Here is a 23,361-nt window from a genome sequence, read left to right as displayed (position 1 = left end):
TTGTTTCAAAACTCCCTCATATCTTTAGTCGGTTCTTCCTTATTTTTCTCCAGCCATAGCTGCATAATACTTAAAACATGTTGAATGTCCAGCGGCTTGCTGACATAATCGGAGGCTCCTGCCGCCAGGCATTTCTCCCGATCCTCCTTCATCGCTTTGGCCGTTAAGGCGATAATGGGCAGGCTGGTGTAGCCTAACGTCGTGCGCATTTCGCGGATCGCCTGATAACCGTCCATCTCCGGCATCATAATATCCATGAGCACCAGATCGACCGGCTGCTGGGAAACGGCATCGAGGCTCTCATAACCGTTTTGCGCAATAACCACTTTCATTTTCAACTTTTCAAGGACGCTTGTTAAGGCATAAACATTCCGGATATCGTCATCCACGATAAGCACGGTTTTGTTCTCGAAGGCAGTCGTCAGGATGCCGCTATCCTGAATATCCGGCTCTGAAAGGCCGATCCTTTCCGCAGCGGCCGCAGCCTGCGTTTGCCCTAACGGATCGTATCCCTGCGGAAGCATGACGTTGTCATATCTCAACAGATCATTAGCTGCGGTTTCCGATATCGGCAAATATAAGGTAAACGAGCTGCCGAATCCCGGCTCGCTTTCCAGGGTGATATGACCGCCGAGCAATCTGGAAAGCTGCAACGAAATGGATAAACCAAGCCCTGTCCCCCCATAACGGCGGGATGTGCTTCCTTCCGCCTGACGGAATGCCTCGAAGATCATCTCTTGTTTCTCAGGCGGGATGCCGATGCCCGTATCGCGTACGGTAAAGGCCAGCACATCCACCGGAGCGGCGATTTCAGGAACCATAAGCCCGTCTTTCCGCTGGATCGAAATTGCTACCTGCCCCTGATCCGTAAATTTGAAGGCGTTGGACAGCAGGTTTTTCAAAATTTGTTGAACCCGCAAGGAATCGGTCCGGATGCTTGCAGGGACTTGTTCATCCCAATAGATCATGAACTCGAGATTTTTTTGCTTGGCGATGTTTTCAAACTGTACCTCCAGGGTTTCCAGCATGTCCTTAAGGGACACGTCCATGATCTCCAGATCCATCTGACCGGCCTCCACCTTCGACAAATCCAGGATATCGTTGATCAGGTGCAGAAGATCGCGCCCCGAGGAATGAATGACCGAAGCATAGTTTTTTTCATCCTCCGTCAAATTGCCGGTTTGATTCTCGGACAGCAGCTGCGACAAGATCAGCATGCTGTTCAGCGGGGTCCGCAATTCATGAGACATGTTCGCCAGGAATTCCGACTTAAAATTGGAGCTGACCTCCAGTTCTTTGGCGAACTTCTCCAGCTCCTGCGCCGAATACTCCGCCAGGCTCTTCTGAGATTCGAGACGTTCATTGAGATTATGCAGCTCTTCCGCCTGCATGGTGAGCTCTTCTGTCTGTGTTTGCAGTTCCTCGGCCTGGGTTTGCAGCTCCTCCGTCTGGACCTGAAGTTCTTCGTTCACCGCCTGGGATTCCCGGTAAAGATGGTCAAGCTCCATCCGCGTTGTAATGGAATGAACAGAGGAGCCGACGGTGGCCAGCAGCTCTTCCAGGAACCGCTGTTTGCCCGGCGGAAGCTCTTCCATCATGCCGTATTCGAGGACCGAAACCACTTCGTCTTCAAACAGGACAGGCATTGCAGTGAGCTGACAAGGGACGATTCTGCCAAAGCCGGATTCGATCGATAGAACGTCGGACGGAACGTTATGTATATGGACGGTCTTTCTGCTCTGCGCACATTGGCCGACAAGTCCTTCCCCAACCTCAAACTGAAGAGCACTTTCAGATAAAACTGTATTAAAAGAAGCTGCAAGCATATAACGCCCGGTATTTTTAGAAGCAACGTAAAAAGCAGCAACCGAGAGGTCCAAAGTCTCCACCAGTTTCTCTAGCAGCACTTTGCCCAATTCTTCGACGGTTGGCCTGTTTTGCAAAGTAAGGGCTGTGTTCTTAAGCTGCTCCTTGCGCCAGTTCTCCTCCTCCATGCTCGCGAGCAGGTCATTGGTAACCTGGGCCAGCTCCAAAAATTCATCTTTGGATTTGACCGCAATTCTTTTTGACAGGTTTCCTCCCCTTCCGATTTCCCGTATCGCCCCTGTCACCTGCTTAATGGCATTTACGATGTTTCTGGAGATGGAAATGGCCGCAATCAAAGCAACCCCGGTAATTAACAGCCACAGCAGCAGGATAAAGCTGACCAGACTTTTGTTGCCTTCCTCAAGCGCCGCGACGCGCTGGCTGGTTCCGTTTTTCTCATAACTCCGGAACTGCTCGAAATCCTGGCGGATCTGATCGATAATCGGTTTGCCGGGATCGTTTGCGAAAAAGCTTCTGATAGCCGCTTCGTTATTCTCGCGTTTGTAGTCTATCGATGGGCTTCCGGCAACCTCGATCCAGTTGGAGATTTCTTTATCAATCTTATCGAGATTATCGCTTTGCACAGGATCGTTTTGCACAAGCTGCTTCAAGGTTTCAGAGGCCATTTTCCAGGAACCGAAGGCATTGTTATATGGCTCCAAATAAGACTCCATGCCGGTTATGATAAATCCCCTCTGGGCGGTTTCCATATCGAGAACCAGCTTTTCGATCGTATTCGTTTGGTTCTGGACCGCCAAATCGTGGTCGCTGATATAGTCGGTTTCTTTCTGTAGATCGTTCAGCCTAGAGGAAACCGTAATCAGCAGGATGCCCAAGCACAACACGATCAAAATGTAGCCAAACAGGATTTTACCGCGAATATTCCATACTTTGAGTTTCAAATCCGGCCTACCTCCATGAATTTTTATCGAATTAGCGCATTTATTTCACATAAAAAGAGATTTGTGTGGTAATTTTAAGATATGTCTTGCTTTATACTATCATTTTTTGCACAGCCAGGCATTGTTTTTATCAAAAGAAAGGGAGTTATTCTTTCATGAATAGTCTCAGTTATGCGCTGCTCGCCATGCTGGTCAGAAAGCCCTGCTCAGGCTATGAGCTCGCAAAGATGATGGAAGTATTCTGGCAGGCGAAACACAGCCAAATCTACCCGCTGCTCGCCAAACTTGAAGATCAAGCTTTGCTGACATCCGAAAACGTGGAGCAAACCGGAAAACCCAACAAAAAAATCTATTATATCACCGACAAGGGACGAGAGATTCTAAAAACCTGGACTTCAAAATCGCCGGCCATGCCCGTGGCCCGGGACGAGTTTTTGATCAAAGCTTATGCCCTATCCCTTTCCGACCTCCCCACGGCGGAACGCCTGTTTCATGAACGTATTGCCTTTTACCGGAAAAGCTCCGAGAACCGCAGACTCAAGATCGAAACCGTTATCCAAGAGTCCGGTGGAAAAGTTCCGGAATTCGGAGAACTGCAATTCGGACGTTATATCGTCCACAACCGCAAGCTTCGGATGGAAGAAGAAGAAATCGCTTGGTGCAATTGGGTTTTAGCCCTGCTTGGACTGCCCGGAGCGAATTAATTATTTTTGGATTCTAAATACATTTCCTGTACAATAGGAAAGTAGTTATTTGCCGAATGGAGGAAATTGGACATGTCAGATTTTTTGCAAAAACTAGAGAAATACGCCGAACTGGCCGTTAGAGTGGGCGTCAATGTTCAGCCCGGCCAAACGCTGGTCGTTAACGCTACGATTGATTCCGCGGAGCTTGTCCGCCTAATTGTCAAGAAAGCCTATGAGAAAGGCGCGCGTTTTGTAAAAGTAAACTGGAATGACGATACGATTACCCGTCTCCGATACGATATGGCGGCAGATGAATCGTTCCTCGACGAGCCGAAATGGTATGCAGGCGAAATGCTGGAGCTCGTGGAAAACGGCGCCGCTGTTCTGCATGTGATCTCATCCGACCCGGATCTTCTGAAAGGCGTTAAGCATGAACGGATTACTAATCTGCAGAAAGTAACAGGCAAAGCCATGAGCAAATACCGTCAGTATCAGCAAGCCGACAAGTTCAGCTGGTCGATCGTGGCGGTGCCGTCCAAAGCCTGGGCTGCGAAAGTATTCCCTGACGTGCCGGAATCCGAACAGATCGACAAGCTGTGGGAGGCTATTTTCCACACTACGCGCATCGACCGTGAAGACACGTTTGAAGCCTGGGATGAGCATATTCGGACGCTGAACGAGAAATCCGAATATTTAAACGATAAGAAATTCAAAAAGTTGCACTACATAGCTCCGGGAACCGACCTGACGATCGAACTTCCCGAAGGCCATCTGTGGGTGGCGGCGGACAGCATCAACCAAAACGGGAACTCGTTCCTGGCCAACCTGCCAACGGAAGAGGTGTTCACCGCACCGCTTAAAACCGGCGTCAACGGCAAAGTGTCCAGCACGAAACCGCTAAGCTACAGCGGCAATATTATCGACGAATTTACCGTAACTTTCGAGAACGGACGTATTGTCGACGTAACCGCCAAACAAGGCGAAGAAGTGCTCAAACAGCTCGTTTCCATGGACGAAGGCGCTCATTATCTGGGTGAAGTGGCGCTTGTACCGCACAACTCCCCGATTTCCGAATCGAACATTTTGTTTTACAACACTTTGTTTGACGAAAATGCTTCCAACCACCTGGCTATCGGCAGCGCTTATGCGTTTAACCTGAAAGGCGGCAAGGAATTGACGCAGGAGCAGCTTGAACAAAGCGGTTTGAACACCAGTATTACGCACGTGGATTTCATGGTCGGTTCCGGCGAAATGGATATTTTCGGCCTCACGGAAGACGGCACGGAGATTCAAATTTTCAAAAAAGGCAGCTGGGCGATTTAACAGCCGCGGCGCGCTGCAATAATAAACAAGCGGATCGGCTCCTCCCGGAGCGATCCGCTTGTTTTTGTTTTAGATGCTGGCCGCGGCGCTTTTTTTGAGCCGGCGGGCCCGTTCGGTGCCGGCTATGATCAAGCTCAGCATCCCCAGTAAGGCCAAAACGCCGACCAGCAGCCAGCCCGACGAACCGGCGCCGTAATGGTCCATGCTGCGGCCCAGCAGAAGAGGCAGAACGGCTCCCCCTACTCCTCCCGCAGCAATCAGCAGGCTTGGGGTTGTTTCTTCGCTGCCCGGAAGCAGGCTCGTGGCATGAACCAAGGCAATCGAGAACACCCCGGATAAAAACAAACCGATGAACAAGACTGCCAGAAGCAGCAGTCCGACATGATCGAACAAGCTAAACAAACCTAAAAAAAGCAGAGACAAAAAAATGCCGGAAATGAGGTATTTGGCGAAACCGATTTTTGAAGCGAGCACGCCGGCATAAATTCTCCCGATGGACATCGCCACCCAAAATACCGTTACGCCGTACGCCGCCGTAGCTTCCTTGACCCCGCTTTTCTCAATCATCATCGACGGCAGGAAGTTGACAAATCCCATTTCGATGCCCACATAGATAAAGAAAAACAGAACGAATACGCCCATCAGAACGCCGCGTACACCGCTGTAATGGCGGCTCCAGCCCTTCCTTTCCTTCTGTCCCGGCGGATCATCCGGAGCCCCGGAGCCGATTTCGGCCGAAGCATAATCAGCCTCCGCAGCTTTGGGTTTCCCTGCAGGCCGTTCATTAATGACGGTATCCAGTTCGCCAAATCTGCTTTTGGACCATACCAGCAGCATGAGGATCGCAAACGCGGAAATGACCAGAAAGCCATAACGCCAGGCTCCTGAATGGATCAGCCAGCCGGAAATGAGCGGCATGAGCAAAGCCCCAACGCCAAAGGCCACTTCAATGCGGCTCATCGCCATTGCCGCCTTCTCCTTCGCGGCCGCGATGACCAGCGTACCGATGATCGCTTCGATCATCCCGAAGCCAAATCCGGCAAATGCCCCAATCACATACATAATCGGCCAGGCCGGAAGCAGCATATAAACGAGCTCGGCAATGCCCAATACGGATAATGCGACAAGAAGCCCTCGCCTTTTGCCCAGCCTTGAAATCAACCAGGGCGATACCAGCACCCCCACAAGAAATCCGGCAAACTGGGCGAAAATCAAGGTCCCCCCGGCACTATAATGTTTACCGTAATGCTCCAGCAGAACCGGCATAATAGATCCGATAATGACATGAGCCAAACCGATCAGCAAATAGGATAAGCCACTGATCCAGATTAACCTTTTCATCAGAAAACTCCCTCTTCCTTCATGATTGAAAACGCACCCATAGACGCTCTACCCATTGTATATGAAATCTTGACTTGCGTCACGATCCCCTTTTTCCGGGTAAGAAACCAATGACCCTATTCGGAGGAGGAAACCTACATGAGCCATTTAACCCAATCCCAGCTGGATAAGCTGAAGCATACATTGCTTGAAATGAAAGAAGATTTGGAAAATCATTTTAAGGAGGATGGCGGCCCCGGACTTGACGAATCCCTTAGATTATCGACGGGAGATCTAAGCACAGCTGACAACCATCCTGCCGATGAAGGCACGGAGACCTTCGAGCGGAGCCGCGATCTGGCCATCGACGAAAATCTGGAACACCAGCTTGAACAAATCGAAGCCGCCCTTCAGCGCATGGAAACAGGCGAATACGGAATCGACGAAGTGACCGGCGAGGAAATTCCTTATGAGCGGCTGGAAGCGATCCCTTACACGACTTATACGGTGGAGAATTCGCCGGAACAGCAGGTGCCGGATACACGGCCCGTTGAGGAAGAAGTCATGACCCTGCCGCCGAAGGGCGCCGGCGAACACCGCCAGCAGGATGCCGGCCGTTTTGACGATGCAAGCGCCTGGAGAACGGTGGAAAGCTACGGCAATTCCGATTCTCCGGCAATGTCCGCCAAACGGAACGTGGACAGCTACGAGGATATGGCCTCGGACACAACGCCGGATGAGGATTAAGCAAGATTCAAACCAAAAGCGCCCCCTAAACATTAGGGAGCGCTTTTGGCGTTTTTACTTCTCATTCTATAGGCAGCAGCGTCAGACGGCTTAACGTCGGGGGCGCTTAGCTTATACCAAATGACAGGCGACAAAATGATCGCTGCCGACATTGCGGAACTCCGGCACCTCGGATTTGCAGCGTTCCACCGCAAACGGGCAGCGGGTATGGAATTTGCAGCCGGAGGGCGGATTCACCGGGCTCGGAATATCGCCTTTTAATACGATCCGCTCTCTCTTCAGCTTCGGAATCGGAACCGGTACGGCGGAAAGCAAAGCTTTCGTGTAGGGATGAAGCGGATTTTTGAACAGATCATCCCGCGAACCCGTCTCCATCATCGTTCCCAGGTACATAACCCCGATCCGCGTGCAAAGATGCTCAACTACGCTGAGGTCATGCGAAATAAACAGATAGGTCAGCGCACGGGTGTCCTGAAGTTTCTTGAACAGGTTGATAATTTGGGCCTGAATGGAAACGTCCAGGGCTGAAACCGGCTCATCGGCGATGATAAGATCCGGGTTCAAAATAAGCGCGCGGGCAATCCCGATCCGCTGACGCTGACCGCCGGAGAACTCGTGGGGAAACCGGTCGATATGATAAGAGGAAAGGCCGCACAAGGACAGCACTTCCTTCACCCGGTCCCTAATTTCATCTCTTGGCGCCAGCCCATGGTCAAGCAGCGCTTCCCCAATGGCGTCGCCCACCCGCACCCGTGGATTCAGCGAGCTGTACGGATCCTGGAAAATCAGCTGCATCTGCGGACGGATTTTCCGCAGCTCCTCGCCGGACAGCTTGTAAATGTCCTGCCCTTTGAACAAAATCTCGCCGCTTGTCTTTTCCGTTAAGCGAACGACGCTTTTGCCCACGGTGCTTTTACCGCTTCCGGACTCGCCCACCAGGCCAAACGTCTCGCCGCGTCCAATCGAAATGCTGATATCATCGACCGCTTTGACGTTGGCGACCGTTTTGTTCAACAAACCCGCTTTGATCGGAAAATATTTCTTCAAATTTTTAATTTCCAGCAAAGATTCAGGCATGGGTGACCGCCTCCTCTTCATACAGCCAGCAGGCCACTTTCTGTTCGTTTCCGACATCCTTAAGCTTCGGCTCGCGAACCCGGCAGATCTCCATGCAATGCTCGCAGCGGTCATGGAAATAACACGATTCACTCAGCTCAAGCGGGTTCGGAACCTGCCCCGGAATCGAATACAGCTCATCCTGACGCTGGTTCAGAACCGGTTTCGACTTGAGCAGTCCCTGCGTGTAGGGATGTTTCGGATTTTTGAACAGTTCAACGACTTCGCCCTGCTCGACCACTTTGCCTGCATACATGACTACGACGTAATCGGCCATTTCGGCGACAACACCCAAATCGTGCGTGATCAGCAGAATCGACATGTCCGAATCTTCGCGCAGCTTGCGCATCATTTCCAGAATTTGCGCCTGAATCGTCACGTCGAGCGCCGTTGTCGGCTCGTCCGCGATCAGCAGTTTCGGGTTGCACGAAATGGCGATGGCGATCATTACCCGCTGCAGCATCCCCCCGCTCAGTTCATGCGGATAGGCATCCACAATCTGATCGGGGCGGGAAATCCCCACTTCGCTGATCAGCTCGATGGCGCGCTGGCGGGCTTCCTTTTTCCCCAATTTCAGATGCTCACGCAGAGGCTCCATAATTTGCTGGCCGATCGGCAGCACGGGATTCAGGGAAGACATCGGTTCCTGAAAAATCATAGCGACTTCTCTTCCGCGGATCACCCGTTTTTCATTTTTCGTCAAGGTCAGCAGATTTTGGTCATCCAGCTTGATTTCACCGTTCACAATCCGGCCGGCCGGCTCCTTGATCAGACCCATGATAGACATGGCCGTTATGCTTTTGCCGCTACCGGATTCGCCCACAATGCACACGATTTCGCCTTTGCGCACCTGAAAGCTGATATCGTCGACCGCTTTGACCGTTCCTTCATCTGTATAAAAATGCGTGCTTAAATGCTCTATATCCAGCAGAGTTTTACTCATTTCGTACTTGCCACCTACCTTTTGTGTTTGGGATCAAGAACATCCCGCAAACCGTCGCCGAATATATTAATGGCGATAACCGTAGCAAAAATGCACAAGCCCGGCGGAATCCAAAGCCAAGGTCTCATTTGGAAATCGATCAGATTGTTGCTGCTCTGAATCATGTTTCCCCAAGTAGGCGTGGGCGGCGTAACCCCGACACCAAAAAAGCTGAGCACCGATTCCAGCAAAATCGAGCTGCCGATGTTTAAGGTGGCGATGACAATAATTAGCGGAGCCAGATTCGGCAACAGGTGCTTGAACAGCTTGCGGCGGTCTCGCAGACCGAGCACCACCGTCGCCTGCATGTATTCCCGCTCGCGCAGGCTCAGCATCTCCCCGCGGATTAAGCGGGCCAAGCCCGGCCAGCCGACGACGCTTAACATCAGCATTACGACGTACATCCGGTAATCTGTCGGCACTTTCCAGTTGGAAAGCATGGAACCGGCAATGAGCAGCAAAGGCAAACTCGGAATCGTAAGCAGAAGATCCGCAATCCGCATGATCACTTGATCCACTACGCCGCGATAATAACCTGCAAGAATCCCTAGCAGGGCTCCGATAAACACGGACAGCACCATGGCTGCAAAACCGACGGTAAGCGAAATCCGGCCGGCCATCAGCAGGCGCAGCAGCACGTCCCGCCCCAGCTTATCCGTGCCTAACCAATGCTGGGCATTGGGGCCTTTTCCCATGATCCGCATATTAATCTGATTGTCGGTATAAGGCGAAAATAAAGGACCTATAAAGCAGGCCAGAAACATAATAATGACGATAGCCAGCCCGATGACAGCCAGCTTGTTTTTGCGCAGCTGTTTAAAGGACTGTCTCCAAAGCGAAGTTTTGACCGGAGTCGTCCGGGCACTCCCGGCGGCCAAGTTGCCGCTAACCGATGACATGAATGACTACCTCCTTATAATTTCACGCGCGGATCGGCTATTTTGTACAGCAAATCCGACAAAAGGGTGCCGATGACCGTCAAAATCGCGATCAGCATCGTAAAGCCCATCAGCAGCGGATAATCGCGGGTGGAGAAAGACGACATGTACAATTGGCCGATACCGGGCCAGTTGAATATTTTTTCAATGATTAAAGATCCCCCGAACAGTCCCGGAAGCTCGAAACCGATCAGCGTAATCGCCGGAAGCAGCGCATTCCGCAGGGCATGGACGAACAATACCTTCCGCTCTTTCAGCCCTTTCGCGCGTGCCGTACGGATGTAATCCTGCTGGATCACGTCGATCATGTTGCTTCTGAAATAACGGGTCAAGGAACCCAAACCCAGGATCGTCATGACGATGACCGGAAGCGTCATATGATGAATGACTTCCAGGACATAAGCCATGCCCGTGGCATTGCTGCCCGTCGTCATCATGCCTCCCGGAGGCAGCCATTTCAGGTCAACCGCCAGCATCTTGATCAGCAGCAGCCCCATAAAAAACGACGGCAAAGACATAAAGGCGAATATCAAAATCATGATCAGCGAGTCAAACCAGGAGTAAAGCTTATAGGCTGCCACTACCCCGATAACAACCGCTATAAACCAGGTGAAAAAGGTGGACACGACGGCCAAAAGGAACGAATTCCAGATGTATTCGTTAAACAAAGTAAGAACCGGTCTCTGCTGCGCCAGGGAATAACCGAAATCGCCGTGAAAGGCGTTTTTCATCCAAATGACGTACCGTTCCAGAACCGGTTTGTTCAGTCCGTATATTTCTCTAAGCTCCGCTTTGCGTTCCGGACTCAGCTTCATGTTGCCGCTGATGAAATCACCAGGCGTAAAAGCGTACAGGCAAAAGATCAGCAGCGAAGCGGCCAGCAAAATCAATATCATGTATAAAAGACGTTTAGTGATATAACTGCTCATGATCGGCTCCTTATGATAAGGCATCCCCCATACCGTCAAAAGGCACAGGGGATGTCCGCTTATTGATTACTTCAGAGTCCAATTGTTGACGTTCGGCGAAAGTCCAAGGATCGGATTCATCGTAAAGTTCTGGATGCGCCCGTTATAGGCATACACCGATTTCTTGTAGTTCGTGAAAATGACAGGCAGCTCGTCGTTCAGCAATTTATAAAGTTCCGCATAGATTTTTTTGCGTTCTTCAATATCGCTAGTCGCCAAAGCCTTGTCGTAAAGCTCCTTCACCTGTGGGTTGTTGTAGCCTTTCAACTCGCCATCCACGAACTGGGTAACACCGTCGGAAGGATCGTTCAGCAGCGAAGTGGAGAATGCCGCCAAATCGTAATCTCCGCCTTCCACTTTCGCAACCATTGCATTAAAATCGGCGAAAACCTCTGGTTGGAAATCGACGCCAATCGCTTTAAAGTTTTCGGTTGCGACCGAAATGAAAACATCGTTTTGATCGTTCTTGAAGCCCAGGAAATGCACAGTCAGCTTTTTGCCGTCTTTCTCGCGGATGCCGTCGGGACCCAGGGTCCATCCGGCTTCATCCAGCAGCTGGTTAGCTTTGTCTGGATCGTATTTGTAAGGGTTGATACCGTCTTCCGTATAGGACCAGGAAATCGCGGCGGCCGGGATGTTGGCCACGGAGCCGGCCCCCTGGTTGGCATCTACGTAAATACTTTGACGGTCAAGGCCGTAAGCGATGGCCTGGCGAACTTTTTTGTCGCTCATTTGGGTATGTTCCAGGTTGACCTGCAGGTAACCGTAGTTGCTAGGCGTATAAGTCGCAAGGTTGACGAAACCCATGCTTTTCAGCTTGTCGATATTTTCTTGGGTCGCGCTAAAGGAAGCGTAATCGACTTCACCGGTTTCAAGGTACTGCCAGGTGTCGCCGTCGGAGGTTTTATAAATGAAGTGCTCGGTTTTCGGTTTGCCTTCGAAGTAATTTTCGTTCCCTACCATCCGCACTTCTTGCCCCGGAATAAATTTATCCAGTTTGTAAGGGCCGGTGCCGACCGGTTTCGTGGACAAATCCTTCATATAATCCAGATTGCCGAATTTGTAATCCTTGCCGTAATAAGCTTTGGACAGAACATCGGAGCCCAGCAGCTGCAGTGCGGTTGCGTTTGGCTTCTCCAGGGTTACGGAGATCGTTTGCGGATCGATAACTTTGATTCCAGAAATCGTAGTCGCTTTACCGGCTTTATAATCGGCTGCGCCTTTAATGCCTACCGAAGGAATCAAAGAATCCCCGTCATAGGATGGATCGTTAAGAATCGTCCACGTAAACGCTACGTCATCGGCGGTCAGCGGAGTTCCGTCACTGAACTTCAAATCCTTGCGTAAGTGATAGGTGTAAGTAAGCTGATCGTCCGAAACTTCCCATTTCTCGGCCAAACCGGCTTTAGGCAAGCCCTTGTCATCTTGGGTAACAAGCGGCGTGTAGAGCAAGGAGGAAACGTTGCCGTCATAACCGCTTTGCTGGAAGTATGGCGTAAACGAACCGCTCGGATCGGTCAAACCAACGATAATCGTATCCGTCCGTTCTTGGGCAAGCTTAGGCAATTTGGACATGTCGCTCGCTTGAATAGCCAACGGAGCGTCGCTTTGCGCGCTTCCGGCATTCGAAGACGAGTTGCTTCCCGCGTTGGTTGAAGCTGTATTGGAACTCGCATTCGAAGCATTCGATGCATTATTATTGCTCGAGCAAGCCGACAGCAAAATCGATCCCGCGAGCATTAAGGAAGCTAACAAAATGGTACTTTTTCTCATTTCACTCTTACCCCTCTATTTGAATTTGTCTAGGCCTATGGCACAAAGAAGATATTTTATGTAACATATAAGTATAATTCCGATAATTTCAGTGTGCTTTAGGCTTGTGAACCCTATTATAAGTAAGTATGACGGTTCTGTAAAGAGAGAACTTTTCACTTATTCTTCTTTCACGGAAACATCAGGAAGAAATCCCCATCCCTGCAGGTCCCCATAAAAAAATCCGCCCTTCTTTAGGAAGGACGGAAGTTCGTTTTCGCTGTATTGAAATGGTCTTCAGGCCATGATTAGTCTTGCGTAATATACTCCACCAGCTTCTCCTGCATCCGCTCCAGACCTTTCATTCTTGTGCTGTAGCCGGTCAGGTTGTCTCCCTGGAAATGGGCATAAATCAACCCCGCGCTGCGCAGCTTGGAAATGTGATCATGGGTAATGCCTTTGGACAACTTCAATTCACGGACGATCTCGATAAAAGGCCTGGGCCCTTTCTGGAGATAACGCAGAATCTTCAACCGGCTTCTCTCCGCCAGACTTCGGATAACACGATAGTCATGCGAGGACATAAAATCTTCATCGCTCAGGTCAATCCGGGAGGCGTAATGGCAAAAAATAACCGATCCGAACTGATAAACCAGGTTTACCGGTTGGAAATGGTACTGGGGGACCAGAAGCAGCGTGTCCGCCCCACCGGCAGATTCGAACATAAAGCCTTCCGTCGTTTCGTCAATAAAAGCCTCTTCCGTCATCGTTTCCTTTGCCGCCGCCCGTTCAGCCAAATGAACCTCCAAAGCCTCATGGACGGCGGGACTACACGTTTCAAAATATTGACGGTTCCACTCGGTGAACACCTTGATCATTTGTGATTGAAAACCTGCCATGTTCTCCGGAAACTGCCCGCCGTAAGGGGCGAACCATTCATACAAGTTGCCGGGCGTCAGGCTTTCCAGCCAGCCGATGACGTCTTCGGCGGTACGGGTATGGCCGGACATGACGATTAACAGGTATGCAAGTTTCCAATCCGCATTGATCTCCATTTCATCCAGCACGGCTGCAAAGTCCGGGGTAATCCGCTGCTTGACCTCTTCGGCCCAGTGGGGAGTGAGATCGATTTTTCGATGCGACTTTCGGCAAATATAACTATGTAAGCTGCTGATAAATTCGAATTTCGGCATAAACTGCAGGTCTACATTCAGAGCATCTTTCACCGCTGCACTCTCCTCTCAGTTCCTTTTATTATACTAAGTCTTTTATAAAAATCTCTACATATAGGTAAAAAGCAAGCAAAAAGCACGGCATTGCTGCCATGCTTTTCTTCTGCCGTTTCTTCTATTTCATTAAGCGCCCGCCTCTTCCAGCGGGATATACTGCTGTTTCAGCAGTCTGACGCGCGAAATTCTCTTGTTGTCCGTCTCCTCGACCGTAAAGACATATCCGCCAAACTCGGCGGTCTGCCCCACTTTCGGCGGGAGAACATCGATACGCGCATACAGCCAGCCGCCAATCGTATCATAGTCTTCAGAATCCATCTCCAGATGAAACCGGTCATTGACCGAATCGATCAGCATCAACCCGTCAATGGAATAAACGTCTTCTGCAATTTGCTCGATTCCGGGACGTTCTTCGTCAAACTCATCCTGAATTTCGCCTACGATCTCTTCCATGATGTCTTCCAGCGTAACCAGACCTGACGTTCCGCCGTATTCGTCGATCAGGATAGCGATTTGCGTTTTGCTTTTCTGCATGCGTTTCATTAGATCACTGATGGAAATCGATTCGGGCACGGCCAGGATCGGGCGAAGCAAATCCCGGAGGTCGCTGCAATCCGACCGGATCATATCCTTGATATGGATAAAGCCGATGATATGGTCTTTGTCCGTATCGCACAGCGGATAACGAGTCCGCATGCCGTCCATCGCGATATCGAGATTTTCCTGCAGTGAATTGTTCATATATAAACAGATCATTTCCGTGCGGGGAATCATGATTTCCCGCGCCGTGGTAGCCGCAAAATCAAAAATGTTGTCAACCAGCTTCATTTCCGCGCTGTCGATCAAACCGCTTTCGCTGCTTTCTTTCATCATAATCCGAATTTCTTCTTCGGTATGCAGATAGTCCTGCTCACTGGTCGGTCTGATCTGAAGCAGACCCAGCAGCAGATTGGCAAGACTGTTAACCACCCAGATCAAAGGGTACATGATTTTGTAAAAAATCTGCATCGGCTTTGCCGACAACAACGTTACCTCTTCGGCCTTGCGGACCGCAATCGTCTTCGGAGCGAGTTCGCCGAGCACGATGTGCAGGATGCCGATAAACAGGAACGCAAGGATAAACGAAATGGCGTAGGTCCAGCCCTGCTTCCAGCCAAAGGCTTCAAATAAAGGCTGCAGGAAAGACGCCACAACCGGCTGTCCTACCCAGCCCAATCCAAGCGAGGCAAGCGTAATGCCCAGCTGACAGGCCGACATGTAGCCATCCAGATGGTTAATGATGTTTCTGGCGGCAGCCGCGTTTTTTCTTCCTTCTTCAACAAGCGTATCGATCCGGCTTCCTCGCATTTTGACGATGGCGTATTCGGCCGATACAAAGAAACCGTTTAAAATTACCAATAACAAAATAAGTCCTAAATGCAAAAGACTCGGTAAAGGGTCACTCAATACTCAATCCTATTCCCGCATATGCAGGCGGTGAATAGGAGCACCTCCTTCGCGGATTAAAGTGTGGATCATAAGCGCAAATGGCTATCGCTTGCTTGAGCGTCAACTTCCCAATGGTTCCACCCCCTTTTCAGAAATATGTGTCAAGCCTTTCATAAATCTTAATTTCATTATATATTTATACACTACACAGTCAAACCCCGTATTAGTACAGAAATTCGGCTGAAAGCCGAAGAACCTCCTCCAAATGTGGAGAAGGTTCGTCATTTTGCGCCTTTTTAGCCCCGTCTTGTTGCGGTAGGCGGATTGCCGATAACGCCCGGATAAGTGTAAATAAGCGGCTGATCAAAGGTGGCATAATCAAAATTCACCATCAGAAGCACGATCCGCTGGCCGGTTTTAGGGTCGCTGATAATGATATGGTCGCGGCCCGCCGCTTCCAGCACCCCTTGAAAAATTTTGGCATTCCACTGGCTGTTGTTCTCATACGTCATGTAGAATGTACCGATCTTGCCAAGGTTCAAGCGGAAAATGTTTTCAATATAAGACTGCTCGTAGGTTGGCGTAGGAGCTACAACCACCGCGCCGCCTTGAGTCATCTGGTTGCCGCTGAGCGACGGCGGCGTGCTGCTGCCCCCCACTTGCATAGGCATGCCAGCCTGCGTGCCTCCCATGTGTGTAGGCATAGTCATCGGAGCGCTCCCATAGGAAACGCGGTAATTCGGGTTAAACATTGAACTTTTCCTCCTTAAATCGAATGGTTAAATGAATAAATATGCATGCCGGTGAATTGCCTGGAGCAATCTAATATACCGCTGGGCACTCCCCTGCCGCCGGAGCGAAAAAGCAGTGCGCTTTGTATCTTCCGACGTTCTGCTGGTTATACCACGTTGCCGGACAATCCCCCGCCGGACGAAAAAACCATAAAGCGTTGGTGGCCGGCCAAGTTCTTTCGCCATTGATGGCGCGCTGAGCCAAACGGATATCCCTTTCGCGAGCTCTTTGGTAAAAGTAACTCTTCTGCGTAGATTCATATCCGCCGGGCGATTGGAATACCATCTGGTTCATGGTCCGGATGCCCCTGAAATCCAGGCAGTTGCCTAAAATGCGGTTAATTCCGACATTTCCGACCATCAACATGCCCGGATCGAGGTCCTCTTCCGCTTCCGCTCGCATCAGGCGGGCCAGCAGCTTGACGTCTTCCGAATTCGTCTTTACAACCGCCAAGACGTTTCCTCCTTCTGACTGATTCTTGTCGCTCTATCCTATGTGCGTATGCCTATCCACGTTACCTGCTTCTGGAAAAAAATTACGGCCGCCTGCTGGCGGTTCATAGCGATTTTTTATATGATAAGAAAACAATCAAGGAGCTGGACATGCTGATGGGGGACAAGGAAATGAGCAAACTAGTATTTTTTCTGGGACCGGCAGGCGCCGGAAAAACCACTGTGGCTAAAGCGGTGTGCACCCGCCGCAAAGCGGCTTTTTTTGATATGGACGTCCTGCTCAGACCGGCGGCAAACGCCATTATGAGCATGCACGGACTGGATCCTGCCGACAGAGATTCCGCCGAATACAAAAGCTTGTGCCGCGACTTGGGTTACCGGATTACGATGGACGCCGCGCTCGATAACGTCGTGCTGGACACGGATGTTTTTATCGTTGGCCCGTTTACAAAGGAAACAGCACAGCAGGACTGGATTGAAGGGGAACTCAGCCGGATCGGAAGGACGCTTGAAGACGTCGAAGTCAAAGTTGTCCTGGTCAGTCTGGCTGACGAAACGTTGTATCGCCAAAGGATTGAAAACCGGCATTCGCCGCTGGATGCGTGGAAGCTGGAACACTGGGAGGAATTCCGCCGTTCGCTTGGCGCCAGAAACCTAGCCTGGCCTTTGCCGGGGACCCATGTGCTCTATCTGGACAATTCCGCTTCCGATCTACAGCTGGCCGCCACCGCCGTTGAAAGATTTATTTATGAAGAAAAGCCGGCTTAAAAAGAACGGCCCCCATCCATAAAGGACAGGGGCCGTTCTTTTTACAGCGAGGCTGTGGAACCACCCGCCAATCTACATTAGAAATCGGATGTGGCAATCTGGATGGTACCGAAGGTTCCGCCGGCCGGCGATGTCAGAAGCGCCGCTACGAGAAGCAGCCCGACACCAATGGTCAAGCTGGTACCGGCAGGAACCGTGTACGTGAGCACCGGCGAGTTGACAGGGTACAGAACCAGGTCGATGGGGAAGATTCCGTTATTGTTCACGGTTACGGTTGCATTCGTGCCGCCGAGCAAATCCTCAAAATACGATTTGCCGATGCCAGGACCGATGTTAAAAAATTGTTCTGGTAACAAAATAGCCATTTTCATTCCTCCTTTTCTTGTTGCACTTTATCTTATGCGAGGAATCTAGTAAGGCATCGACGAATCTATCAGGAGAATCATACATTTTTCTATTAAAACGCCGTGAAGCCGTCTTTTAACTTCCCCCGCCTATTTCGTTTTGCCGCAGGGTGCTGATGCTCCGCAGCTTTTGTTCATGGAGCAGGCCGCGCATTTTCCCTTCCTGCTTTTGCGGATAAAGGAAACTAAAGTCCAAGCGGCATAACCGAAAATCAACAGTCCAAGCACAAGGCTGGCAGCCATTTTAACCCCTACCTTTCGTTATCATTCATTGAAAAAACCTGCCTATCAGTGGTAACCCAAAGCTCTGCCTGTCAAGACGATCAATAAGGTAACGAAATAAGCAATGACAAGCGAATATGAGACGGAAAATAAAGTCCAGCGGGTGGACATCGTTTCTTTCCGGATCACCCCCACTGTCGCCAGGCAAGGAACATACAAGAGAATAAAAACCATAAACCCGTAAGCCTGCAGCGCCGTAAAATGGCCAGCAAGCAGCCCCTGCAGAGAGGCCGTATCCGGAACGGCATAAATAATATTCATGGTGGAAACCACAATCTCCTTGGCCAGGAAACCCGTAATAAGCGCCGCCCCGGTCTGCCAGCTCCCGAAACCAAGCGGAGTTAGCAGATATCCGATCCCTCCGCCGATTTTCGCCAAAAAGCTTTGATCCATCGGCACGTCAAAACCATGCGGCCCCGTGTATCCGAGAATCCATATCAGCACCGATCCGCCGAATATAAACGTTCCTGCTTTGCGGACGAAACCTTTGCCTTTCTCCCAGGTGCTGCGGGACAAGGTTCTCCACTGCGGAATCCGGTAAGGCGGCAGCTCCACGACAAACATGGATTCCTCCTCCTTCAGGATCGTACCCGAGAACAGCTTGGCCAAGGCTAGGGCCACCACGATTCCGAGCACATACAGGGAAAGCACAATGATCGCCTGATGTGCCTGAAAAAAAATCCCTACAAACAAGCTGTAGACCGTCAAACGGGCCGAACAGGACATCAGCGGCGTCAAAATAATCGTGAGCAGCCGTTCTTTCGGCTGTTCAATCGTTCTAGCTGCCATAATGCCCGGGACGTTGCAGCCGAAGCCGATGATCATCGGGATGAAGGTTTTCCCGTTTAGGCCAACCGTCTCCATCAGACGGTCCATCACCGCGGCAATCCTCGCCATATATCCGGAATCTTCAATAAAGGAAATAATGAAAAACAGCATAAAGATCTGCGGCACAAAAACAAGCACCCCGCCGACGCCGGCAAATATCCCGTCAAAAATGACCGCTTTGATCAGGCTCCCTGCCCCCATGCGGTCCAGCAGCCAACCGGCACCGCTTCTGAGGGGACCGTTAATGAAGCCGTCAAGCAGATCCGACAGCGGGCTGCCCACCCATTCAAAAGTCAATTTAAACGTCAAATACATGAAGAACAGGAAAAGCGGAATGCCCCAAAATTTGTGGGCGGCGATCCGGTCTATTTTTTCCGAGAGAGAGCCGGCTTCTCCCCGGGTCCGAACCGTGCAACGACTCGCCAGCATGGCGATATGTTCGGCCCGTTTCTTGCGGATATATAGAGCTATGGTCTTGGCTCCATACCGTTTGGCGGCTTCCAGCTCTACACACCGATGCAGCGAATCCAGCTGTTCAGGGTCCACATGGGCCGCCAACAAATCGCGCACTACCGGATTCCCTTCGAAAAATTGGACCGCCAGCCAGCGGGGAGACCGGATGTCAGCCGGCATCAGCCGGATCAGACCTGCAATCCCCTCTTCCACAACATCGCCGTACGGAACAAGATAAGGCACCGTTTTAGAAAGGATATTTCCGGAATCGGCTACTGAATTTGCCTGTTCCAGTTCTCTTGAGGTGGCGGCCAGCATGCCCAGCAGCTGATCGCAGCCTTTCCCGGTGCGAGCCACCAAAGGCACCACCCGGACGCCCAGCAGGGCGGATAAACGGTCCGCCTGAACATGGCAGCCCTTCCGCTTGGCAACGTCGATCATGTTCAGGCCAATTGCCATAGGTTTTCCGCATTCCAGCAGCTGCATCGTCAAATTCAGGTTTCTTTCGAGCTGAGAGGCGTCTACTACATTCAAAATAAAATCAAAGGGTTCGTCGATCAGAAAGCGGGAAGCCACCGCCTCATCCCGGGAGATCGGGTTCAGCGAATAAAGGCCCGGCAGATCGGTCAACTTTCCCCGTTCCCCTTTTAATTTGCCGATCTTTTTCTCGACCGTGACGCCCGACCAGTTTCCGACGTATTCGTAAGAGCCTGTCAGCATATTGAACAGCGAGCTTTTTCCGGTATTCGGATTCCCGGCTAATACGACCTCCATCATACGGGGTTCACGAGGATTTCCTCGGCCTCGCAGCGGCGGATCGCGATCCGCTGTCCATCCGCTTCCAGGGTAAAGGGGCCGCCAAAGGGAAGCTTCTGCTCCACATGAACTACGATTCCTTCCATTACGCCCAAATCGTTTAGCCGGCGGCTGACCAGCCGGCTCCGGCAGGACAGGTCCAGAATCCGGACTGCTACGCCGATTCCGGCATCCGTTAATCTCATATTTTCACCTTCCGTAATTGATAATCATTCTCAATTGTGGGTAAATTATAAAATAGCGTTAGGAACCTTGCTGTAATATTGATCACACCTGATAAGGAATCGAAAAATAAAAAACAGCCTCCCGGATGGGCAGGCTGTTTTTAGGCTTGGCTACGGGGTTAAACACATTAAAGGATTTATAAGAAGGGTTTGGTTCATATTAGGATTAGCAACCTGGAATTCCAAAACGTCCGCCGAGGCTTATGCTTTTCCTTCGGTTTGATCCTGCAGGCTGCCATATACCTTCTGAAGAAGCTGTACAAGCTGATGCTGCTCTTCCGCGGTCAAATCCCGGGCCAGCCGGCTGTTCGATTCATCCAGAATGGCTTGCAGCGCTGGGGCAAACTCTCTCCCCTTCTGCGTCGGATACAGGCGGATAGAGCGCCGGTCCTTCTCGTCGGTCCTGCGTTCGATATATCCGGCTTCTTCAAGCTGTCTGACCGTGCGGGTAGTCGTTGCCTTATCGAATTTCAAATCGCTCGTAAGCTGCTCCTGACTCTGCCCGGGACGCTGGAGAATGGCCTTTAAATAGCTATGGGCGCCGCCGCTTCCGATACCGAACGTTTTTAACTCGTTGGCCAGTTTTCTTTGGTTAACCCGGCTGATCAGGGAAATGAGCTTCCCCATGGATGGCTGTTTCACCATTGGCACCTTCCTTTGGAATGCCGATCCGGCTGAATCGATCCTGAGAAAAAGTTTACCTTAATTCAGTTGCGTCCGCAACAAAATCGGAGTACATTAAGAAATGTTCAGATAGTTGCGGGTGCAACTACCTACTTTTTTAGGGAATAGAGGTGTCTATAGTTATGAGTCAAGCGGCAGCCGCTCCCAGGAAAACCTATCAGGAGGATCCGAATATACAGAGAAGGCGCTGGATTATCCTGATCGTTATGAATTTGTTTACCTTCATGTCCACGCTCGACGGGAGTATCGTCAACATCGCGCTTCCGGTCATTTCCAAAACGCTGAACCTGCCGGTAGCGCAAACGGAATGGGTGGTCACCAGCTACCTGATGACGATCTGCGCGGCGATTTTATTTTTCGGCAAACTGGGAGACATCATCGGCAAAATCAAAATTTTTAAAATCGGAATGGTTATCTTCATTATCGGCTCCGCTTTATGCGGGTTAAGCCACAGCCTCCCCTTCCTCATCGCCTCCCGCCTGATTCAGGCCGTAGGAGCCTCGATGACTATGGCGAACAGCCAGGGGATCGTCACCGATATTTTTCCGAGCACCGAACGAGGCAGAGCGCTGGGCCTGGTCGGCACTTTTGTTTCGCTGGGCAGTATCGCCGGTCCAAGTCTGGGCGGGGTTATCGTCTCGGCGCTGGGATGGGAATATATTTTTTGGGTCAACCTGCCGATCGGAATCCTTGCTTTTATCTTCGGGGTACGGGTACTGCCTAAAGACTACACGAAGCTGAAGGTGAAAATCGACAGCCAAGGCAGTCTCTTGTTTACCTTGTTTATATTGGCTTTGTTCTCCGGCCTGCTGCTCGGCCAGCAATACGGATATGGAAATCTGAGGATCGTGGCGGCTTTGATCGTGGCCGTTGTGACTCTGGGTGTTTTTCTATGGCTCGAATCGGGGAAGGAAAATCCTCTGCTCCAGCTGACCATGTTTAAAAATCCGTTGTTTTCTTTAAGTATTACCTGCGGTTTCCTGGTTTTCGTAGGCAATTTTTGCTACAACATCATTGCTCCTTTTTACGCGCAGAGCATTTTGAACCTGTCGCCGTTTCATGCCGGATTCCTGCTGATGCTGTTTCCGATCATGATGGTGATCGTAGCTCCGCTGAGCGGCGCCTTATCGGACAAAATCGGTTCCGAGCTGCTGACCTTCGTAGGTCTGGTCGTTACCGTTATCGCTCAGGTGGGCCTGGCCAACCTGCATGAAGGAAGCTCGATTCCGCTTGTCGGTTTATGGATCGCCATGCTGGGCTTCGGCAACGGCGTCTTTCAGTCGCCGAACAACTCGCTGGTCATGTCGCGGATTCCCAAAACCCAGCTTGGGATCGCCGGCAGCATTAATTCGCTGATCCGAAACGTCGGGATGGTGGTGGGCATTACGGTCGCTACGACGACCTTGTTCGGCGTGATGAGTTCGGAAGCGGGACACCGCGTTACCGGCCTGATTCCGGGGCAACCGGATATTTTTATCACCGGCATGCATGTCGTCTTTATGACCTCGGCCTCCATTAGCACACTGGCCGCCCTGCTGACCGGCTTCCGTTTATGGTTCTCCAAACGCGGACAGCGGATGAGCACCAAGCAAGCTTGATCATCCATACCTTGAAGGCCCTCGAAAACCCGCCAAATGAGCGGAACCGGGGGTCTTCTTTTGCTTGCGGACCGCATAACGATAAGCGCAAACGGCAACGCTAAAGCCGAAGGAGGATTTACATGCAAAATAAATGCGATTTCTCGCCGCTGAAAGTCAAGCTGAAGGAGAATCTGGAGCGCATTTCGCAGCACATCAGCGGCATCGTGGCCAGTCTTGACCACAAAGAGGTCTGCCTGCTGAACGAAATCGATTCGCTCTCGCGCGAGTTTATGGAAACCGAGGCTTTGGCCTCCACTTATTATCTGAACTGTTTCCTATCGCCTTATACAAACAAATATAACGAAATTTCTCAAAGCATTTATCATTTGATTATAAAAAGATTAGGCGCTCTTATCGTCATCCAGCGGGAGGATTCCCTGGAGGCCTTGATCACGCCGGGTATTCCGCTGGCTGCAGCTGTTACTAGTCCCCTGCTGGAATCCATCTTTATTCCCGGCAGTCCGCTGCATGACGGAGCCGTCGTCATCAGCGAAGATCTGATCGTCTCAGCCGCGAATGTGCTGCCTCTTACCGAGCAGGCTTACGGGACTAAAAAGCTTGGCACCCGCCACCGTGCGGCCATCGGGTTATCCGAGCGCTGCGACGCGCTTGTGCTGGTCGTGTCCGAAGAAACGGGCCTGGCTTCCTTCTGCCTAGAAGGAAAAATCTATCCGGTAACCGTCGGCCCCGATACACAGGTCTAACCTCTTCTTTAACTTCTATGGCACAAAAAAGGCGCCCATTAAAGCGCCTGCCAAAAC

At 51.0% G+C, this 23,361-nt stretch carries 22 protein-coding genes; 6 read left to right on the top strand and 16 right to left on the bottom strand.

Annotated features, from left to right (window positions below):
- Nucleotides 1–5: 5 nt before the first annotated feature.
- On the bottom strand, nucleotides 6–2,768 hold the full coding sequence (locus AC3ZPD_RS01995; protein WP_490982583.1) for a CHASE3 domain-containing protein: 2,763 nt from the start codon (nucleotides 2,766–2,768) through the stop codon (nucleotides 6–8).
- Nucleotides 2,769–2,923: 155 nt separating this feature from the next.
- Between AC3ZPD_RS01995 and AC3ZPD_RS01990 the strand changes: the two genes are divergently transcribed.
- Together AC3ZPD_RS01990 and AC3ZPD_RS01985 are read left to right on the top strand one after the other, a co-directional pair.
- Entirely contained in the window at nucleotides 2,924–3,472 is a 549-nt protein-coding gene (locus tag AC3ZPD_RS01990; RefSeq protein WP_490982582.1) for a PadR family transcriptional regulator, read from the top strand.
- Nucleotides 3,473–3,544: 72 nt separating this feature from the next.
- Nucleotides 3,545–4,777, top strand: coding sequence for an aminopeptidase (locus tag AC3ZPD_RS01985; protein ID WP_490982581.1), 1,233 nt, complete (start codon nucleotides 3,545–3,547; stop codon nucleotides 4,775–4,777).
- 69 nt (nucleotides 4,778–4,846) lie between these two features.
- On the opposite strand, the gene AC3ZPD_RS01980 is transcribed toward AC3ZPD_RS01985, so the two are convergent.
- Entirely contained in the window at nucleotides 4,847–6,118 is a 1,272-nt protein-coding gene (locus tag AC3ZPD_RS01980; RefSeq protein ID WP_490982580.1) for an MFS transporter, read from the bottom strand.
- A gap of 138 nt (nucleotides 6,119–6,256) precedes the next feature.
- Between AC3ZPD_RS01980 and AC3ZPD_RS01975 the strand changes: the two genes are divergently transcribed.
- Complete coding sequence (locus AC3ZPD_RS01975; protein ID WP_490982579.1) at nucleotides 6,257–6,844, top strand: TraR/DksA C4-type zinc finger protein; 588 nt, start codon at nucleotides 6,257–6,259, stop codon at nucleotides 6,842–6,844.
- A 111-nt stretch (nucleotides 6,845–6,955) separates the two neighbouring features.
- Here the strand turns inward: AC3ZPD_RS01975 and AC3ZPD_RS01970 are convergent, their stop codons facing one another.
- From AC3ZPD_RS01970 to AC3ZPD_RS01930, 9 genes are all read right to left on the bottom strand, one after another.
- Entirely contained in the window at nucleotides 6,956–7,921 is a 966-nt protein-coding gene (locus AC3ZPD_RS01970) for an ABC transporter ATP-binding protein (protein WP_490982578.1), read from the bottom strand.
- Entirely contained in the window at nucleotides 7,914–8,903 is a 990-nt protein-coding gene (locus tag AC3ZPD_RS01965) for an ABC transporter ATP-binding protein (RefSeq protein WP_490982577.1), read from the bottom strand. Before AC3ZPD_RS01965 ends, AC3ZPD_RS01970 begins: the two co-directional genes overlap by 8 nt.
- A gap of 14 nt (nucleotides 8,904–8,917) precedes the next feature.
- Complete coding sequence (gene opp4C / locus AC3ZPD_RS01960; RefSeq protein ID WP_490982576.1) at nucleotides 8,918–9,841, bottom strand: oligopeptide ABC transporter permease; 924 nt, start codon at nucleotides 9,839–9,841, stop codon at nucleotides 8,918–8,920.
- 14 nt (nucleotides 9,842–9,855) lie between these two features.
- Nucleotides 9,856–10,809, bottom strand: coding sequence for an ABC transporter permease (locus AC3ZPD_RS01955; RefSeq protein ID WP_490982575.1), 954 nt, complete (start codon nucleotides 10,807–10,809; stop codon nucleotides 9,856–9,858).
- A 66-nt stretch (nucleotides 10,810–10,875) separates the two neighbouring features.
- The gene (locus AC3ZPD_RS01950) at nucleotides 10,876–12,621 is read right to left on the bottom strand and encodes an ABC transporter substrate-binding protein (protein ID WP_490982574.1); all 1,746 of its coding nucleotides are present in this window, start codon (nucleotides 12,619–12,621) and stop codon (nucleotides 10,876–10,878) included.
- A 287-nt stretch (nucleotides 12,622–12,908) separates the two neighbouring features.
- On the bottom strand, nucleotides 12,909–13,826 hold the full coding sequence (locus AC3ZPD_RS01945; protein WP_490982573.1) for a winged helix-turn-helix domain-containing protein: 918 nt from the start codon (nucleotides 13,824–13,826) through the stop codon (nucleotides 12,909–12,911).
- A 129-nt stretch (nucleotides 13,827–13,955) separates the two neighbouring features.
- Nucleotides 13,956–15,275, bottom strand: coding sequence for a hemolysin family protein (locus tag AC3ZPD_RS01940; RefSeq protein WP_490982572.1), 1,320 nt, complete (start codon nucleotides 15,273–15,275; stop codon nucleotides 13,956–13,958).
- A gap of 278 nt (nucleotides 15,276–15,553) precedes the next feature.
- Nucleotides 15,554–15,967 (bottom strand): spore coat protein GerQ, encoded by a 414-nt coding sequence (gene gerQ, locus AC3ZPD_RS01935; RefSeq protein ID WP_490982821.1) that lies wholly within the window; start codon nucleotides 15,965–15,967, stop codon nucleotides 15,554–15,556.
- Nucleotides 15,968–16,079: 112 nt separating this feature from the next.
- Nucleotides 16,080–16,502 (bottom strand): cell wall hydrolase, encoded by a 423-nt coding sequence (locus tag AC3ZPD_RS01930; protein ID WP_490982571.1) that lies wholly within the window; start codon nucleotides 16,500–16,502, stop codon nucleotides 16,080–16,082.
- Between the two features lie 170 nt (nucleotides 16,503–16,672).
- Here AC3ZPD_RS01930 and AC3ZPD_RS01925 point away from each other — a divergent pair, with 170 nt between their 5' ends.
- Entirely contained in the window at nucleotides 16,673–17,269 is a 597-nt protein-coding gene (locus tag AC3ZPD_RS01925) for a P-loop nucleotide/nucleoside kinase family protein (RefSeq protein WP_490982570.1), read from the top strand.
- Nucleotides 17,270–17,346: 77 nt separating this feature from the next.
- On the opposite strand, the gene AC3ZPD_RS01920 is transcribed toward AC3ZPD_RS01925, so the two are convergent.
- The 5 genes from AC3ZPD_RS01920 to AC3ZPD_RS01900 all read right to left on the bottom strand — a co-directional run bounded on the left by AC3ZPD_RS01920 (nucleotide 17,347) and on the right by AC3ZPD_RS01900 (nucleotide 20,918).
- Nucleotides 17,347–17,634, bottom strand: coding sequence for a hypothetical protein (locus tag AC3ZPD_RS01920; protein ID WP_490982569.1), 288 nt, complete (start codon nucleotides 17,632–17,634; stop codon nucleotides 17,347–17,349).
- 129 nt (nucleotides 17,635–17,763) lie between these two features.
- Nucleotides 17,764–17,916, bottom strand: a complete 153-nt coding sequence (locus AC3ZPD_RS01915) for a FeoB-associated Cys-rich membrane protein (protein ID WP_490982568.1) — start codon at nucleotides 17,914–17,916, stop codon at nucleotides 17,764–17,766.
- Nucleotides 17,917–17,961: 45 nt separating this feature from the next.
- Entirely contained in the window at nucleotides 17,962–20,013 is a 2,052-nt protein-coding gene (gene feoB / locus AC3ZPD_RS01910) for a ferrous iron transport protein B (RefSeq protein ID WP_490982567.1), read from the bottom strand.
- Nucleotides 20,010–20,237, bottom strand: coding sequence for a FeoA family protein (locus AC3ZPD_RS01905; RefSeq protein WP_490982566.1), 228 nt, complete (start codon nucleotides 20,235–20,237; stop codon nucleotides 20,010–20,012). The genes feoB and AC3ZPD_RS01905 overlap by 4 nt, the downstream gene beginning before the upstream one ends.
- A 240-nt stretch (nucleotides 20,238–20,477) precedes the next feature.
- Nucleotides 20,478–20,918, bottom strand: coding sequence for a MarR family winged helix-turn-helix transcriptional regulator (locus AC3ZPD_RS01900; protein ID WP_490982820.1), 441 nt, complete (start codon nucleotides 20,916–20,918; stop codon nucleotides 20,478–20,480).
- Between the two features lie 164 nt (nucleotides 20,919–21,082).
- On the opposite strand from AC3ZPD_RS01900, the gene AC3ZPD_RS01895 reads away from it, so the two are divergent.
- Nucleotides 21,083–22,558 (top strand): MFS transporter, encoded by a 1,476-nt coding sequence (locus AC3ZPD_RS01895; protein WP_490982565.1) that lies wholly within the window; start codon nucleotides 21,083–21,085, stop codon nucleotides 22,556–22,558.
- A 122-nt stretch (nucleotides 22,559–22,680) separates the two neighbouring features.
- Nucleotides 22,681–23,304, top strand: a complete 624-nt coding sequence (cdaS, locus tag AC3ZPD_RS01890) for a sporulation-specific diadenylate cyclase CdaS (RefSeq protein ID WP_490982564.1) — start codon at nucleotides 22,681–22,683, stop codon at nucleotides 23,302–23,304.
- Nucleotides 23,305–23,361: the final 57 nt, after the last annotated feature.

The sequence above is a fragment of the Paenibacillus mobilis genome (genome assembly GCF_058267595.1).
Note: the sequence above shows the minus strand (reverse complement) of the source record. Positions and strands in the feature narration are given on the sequence as shown.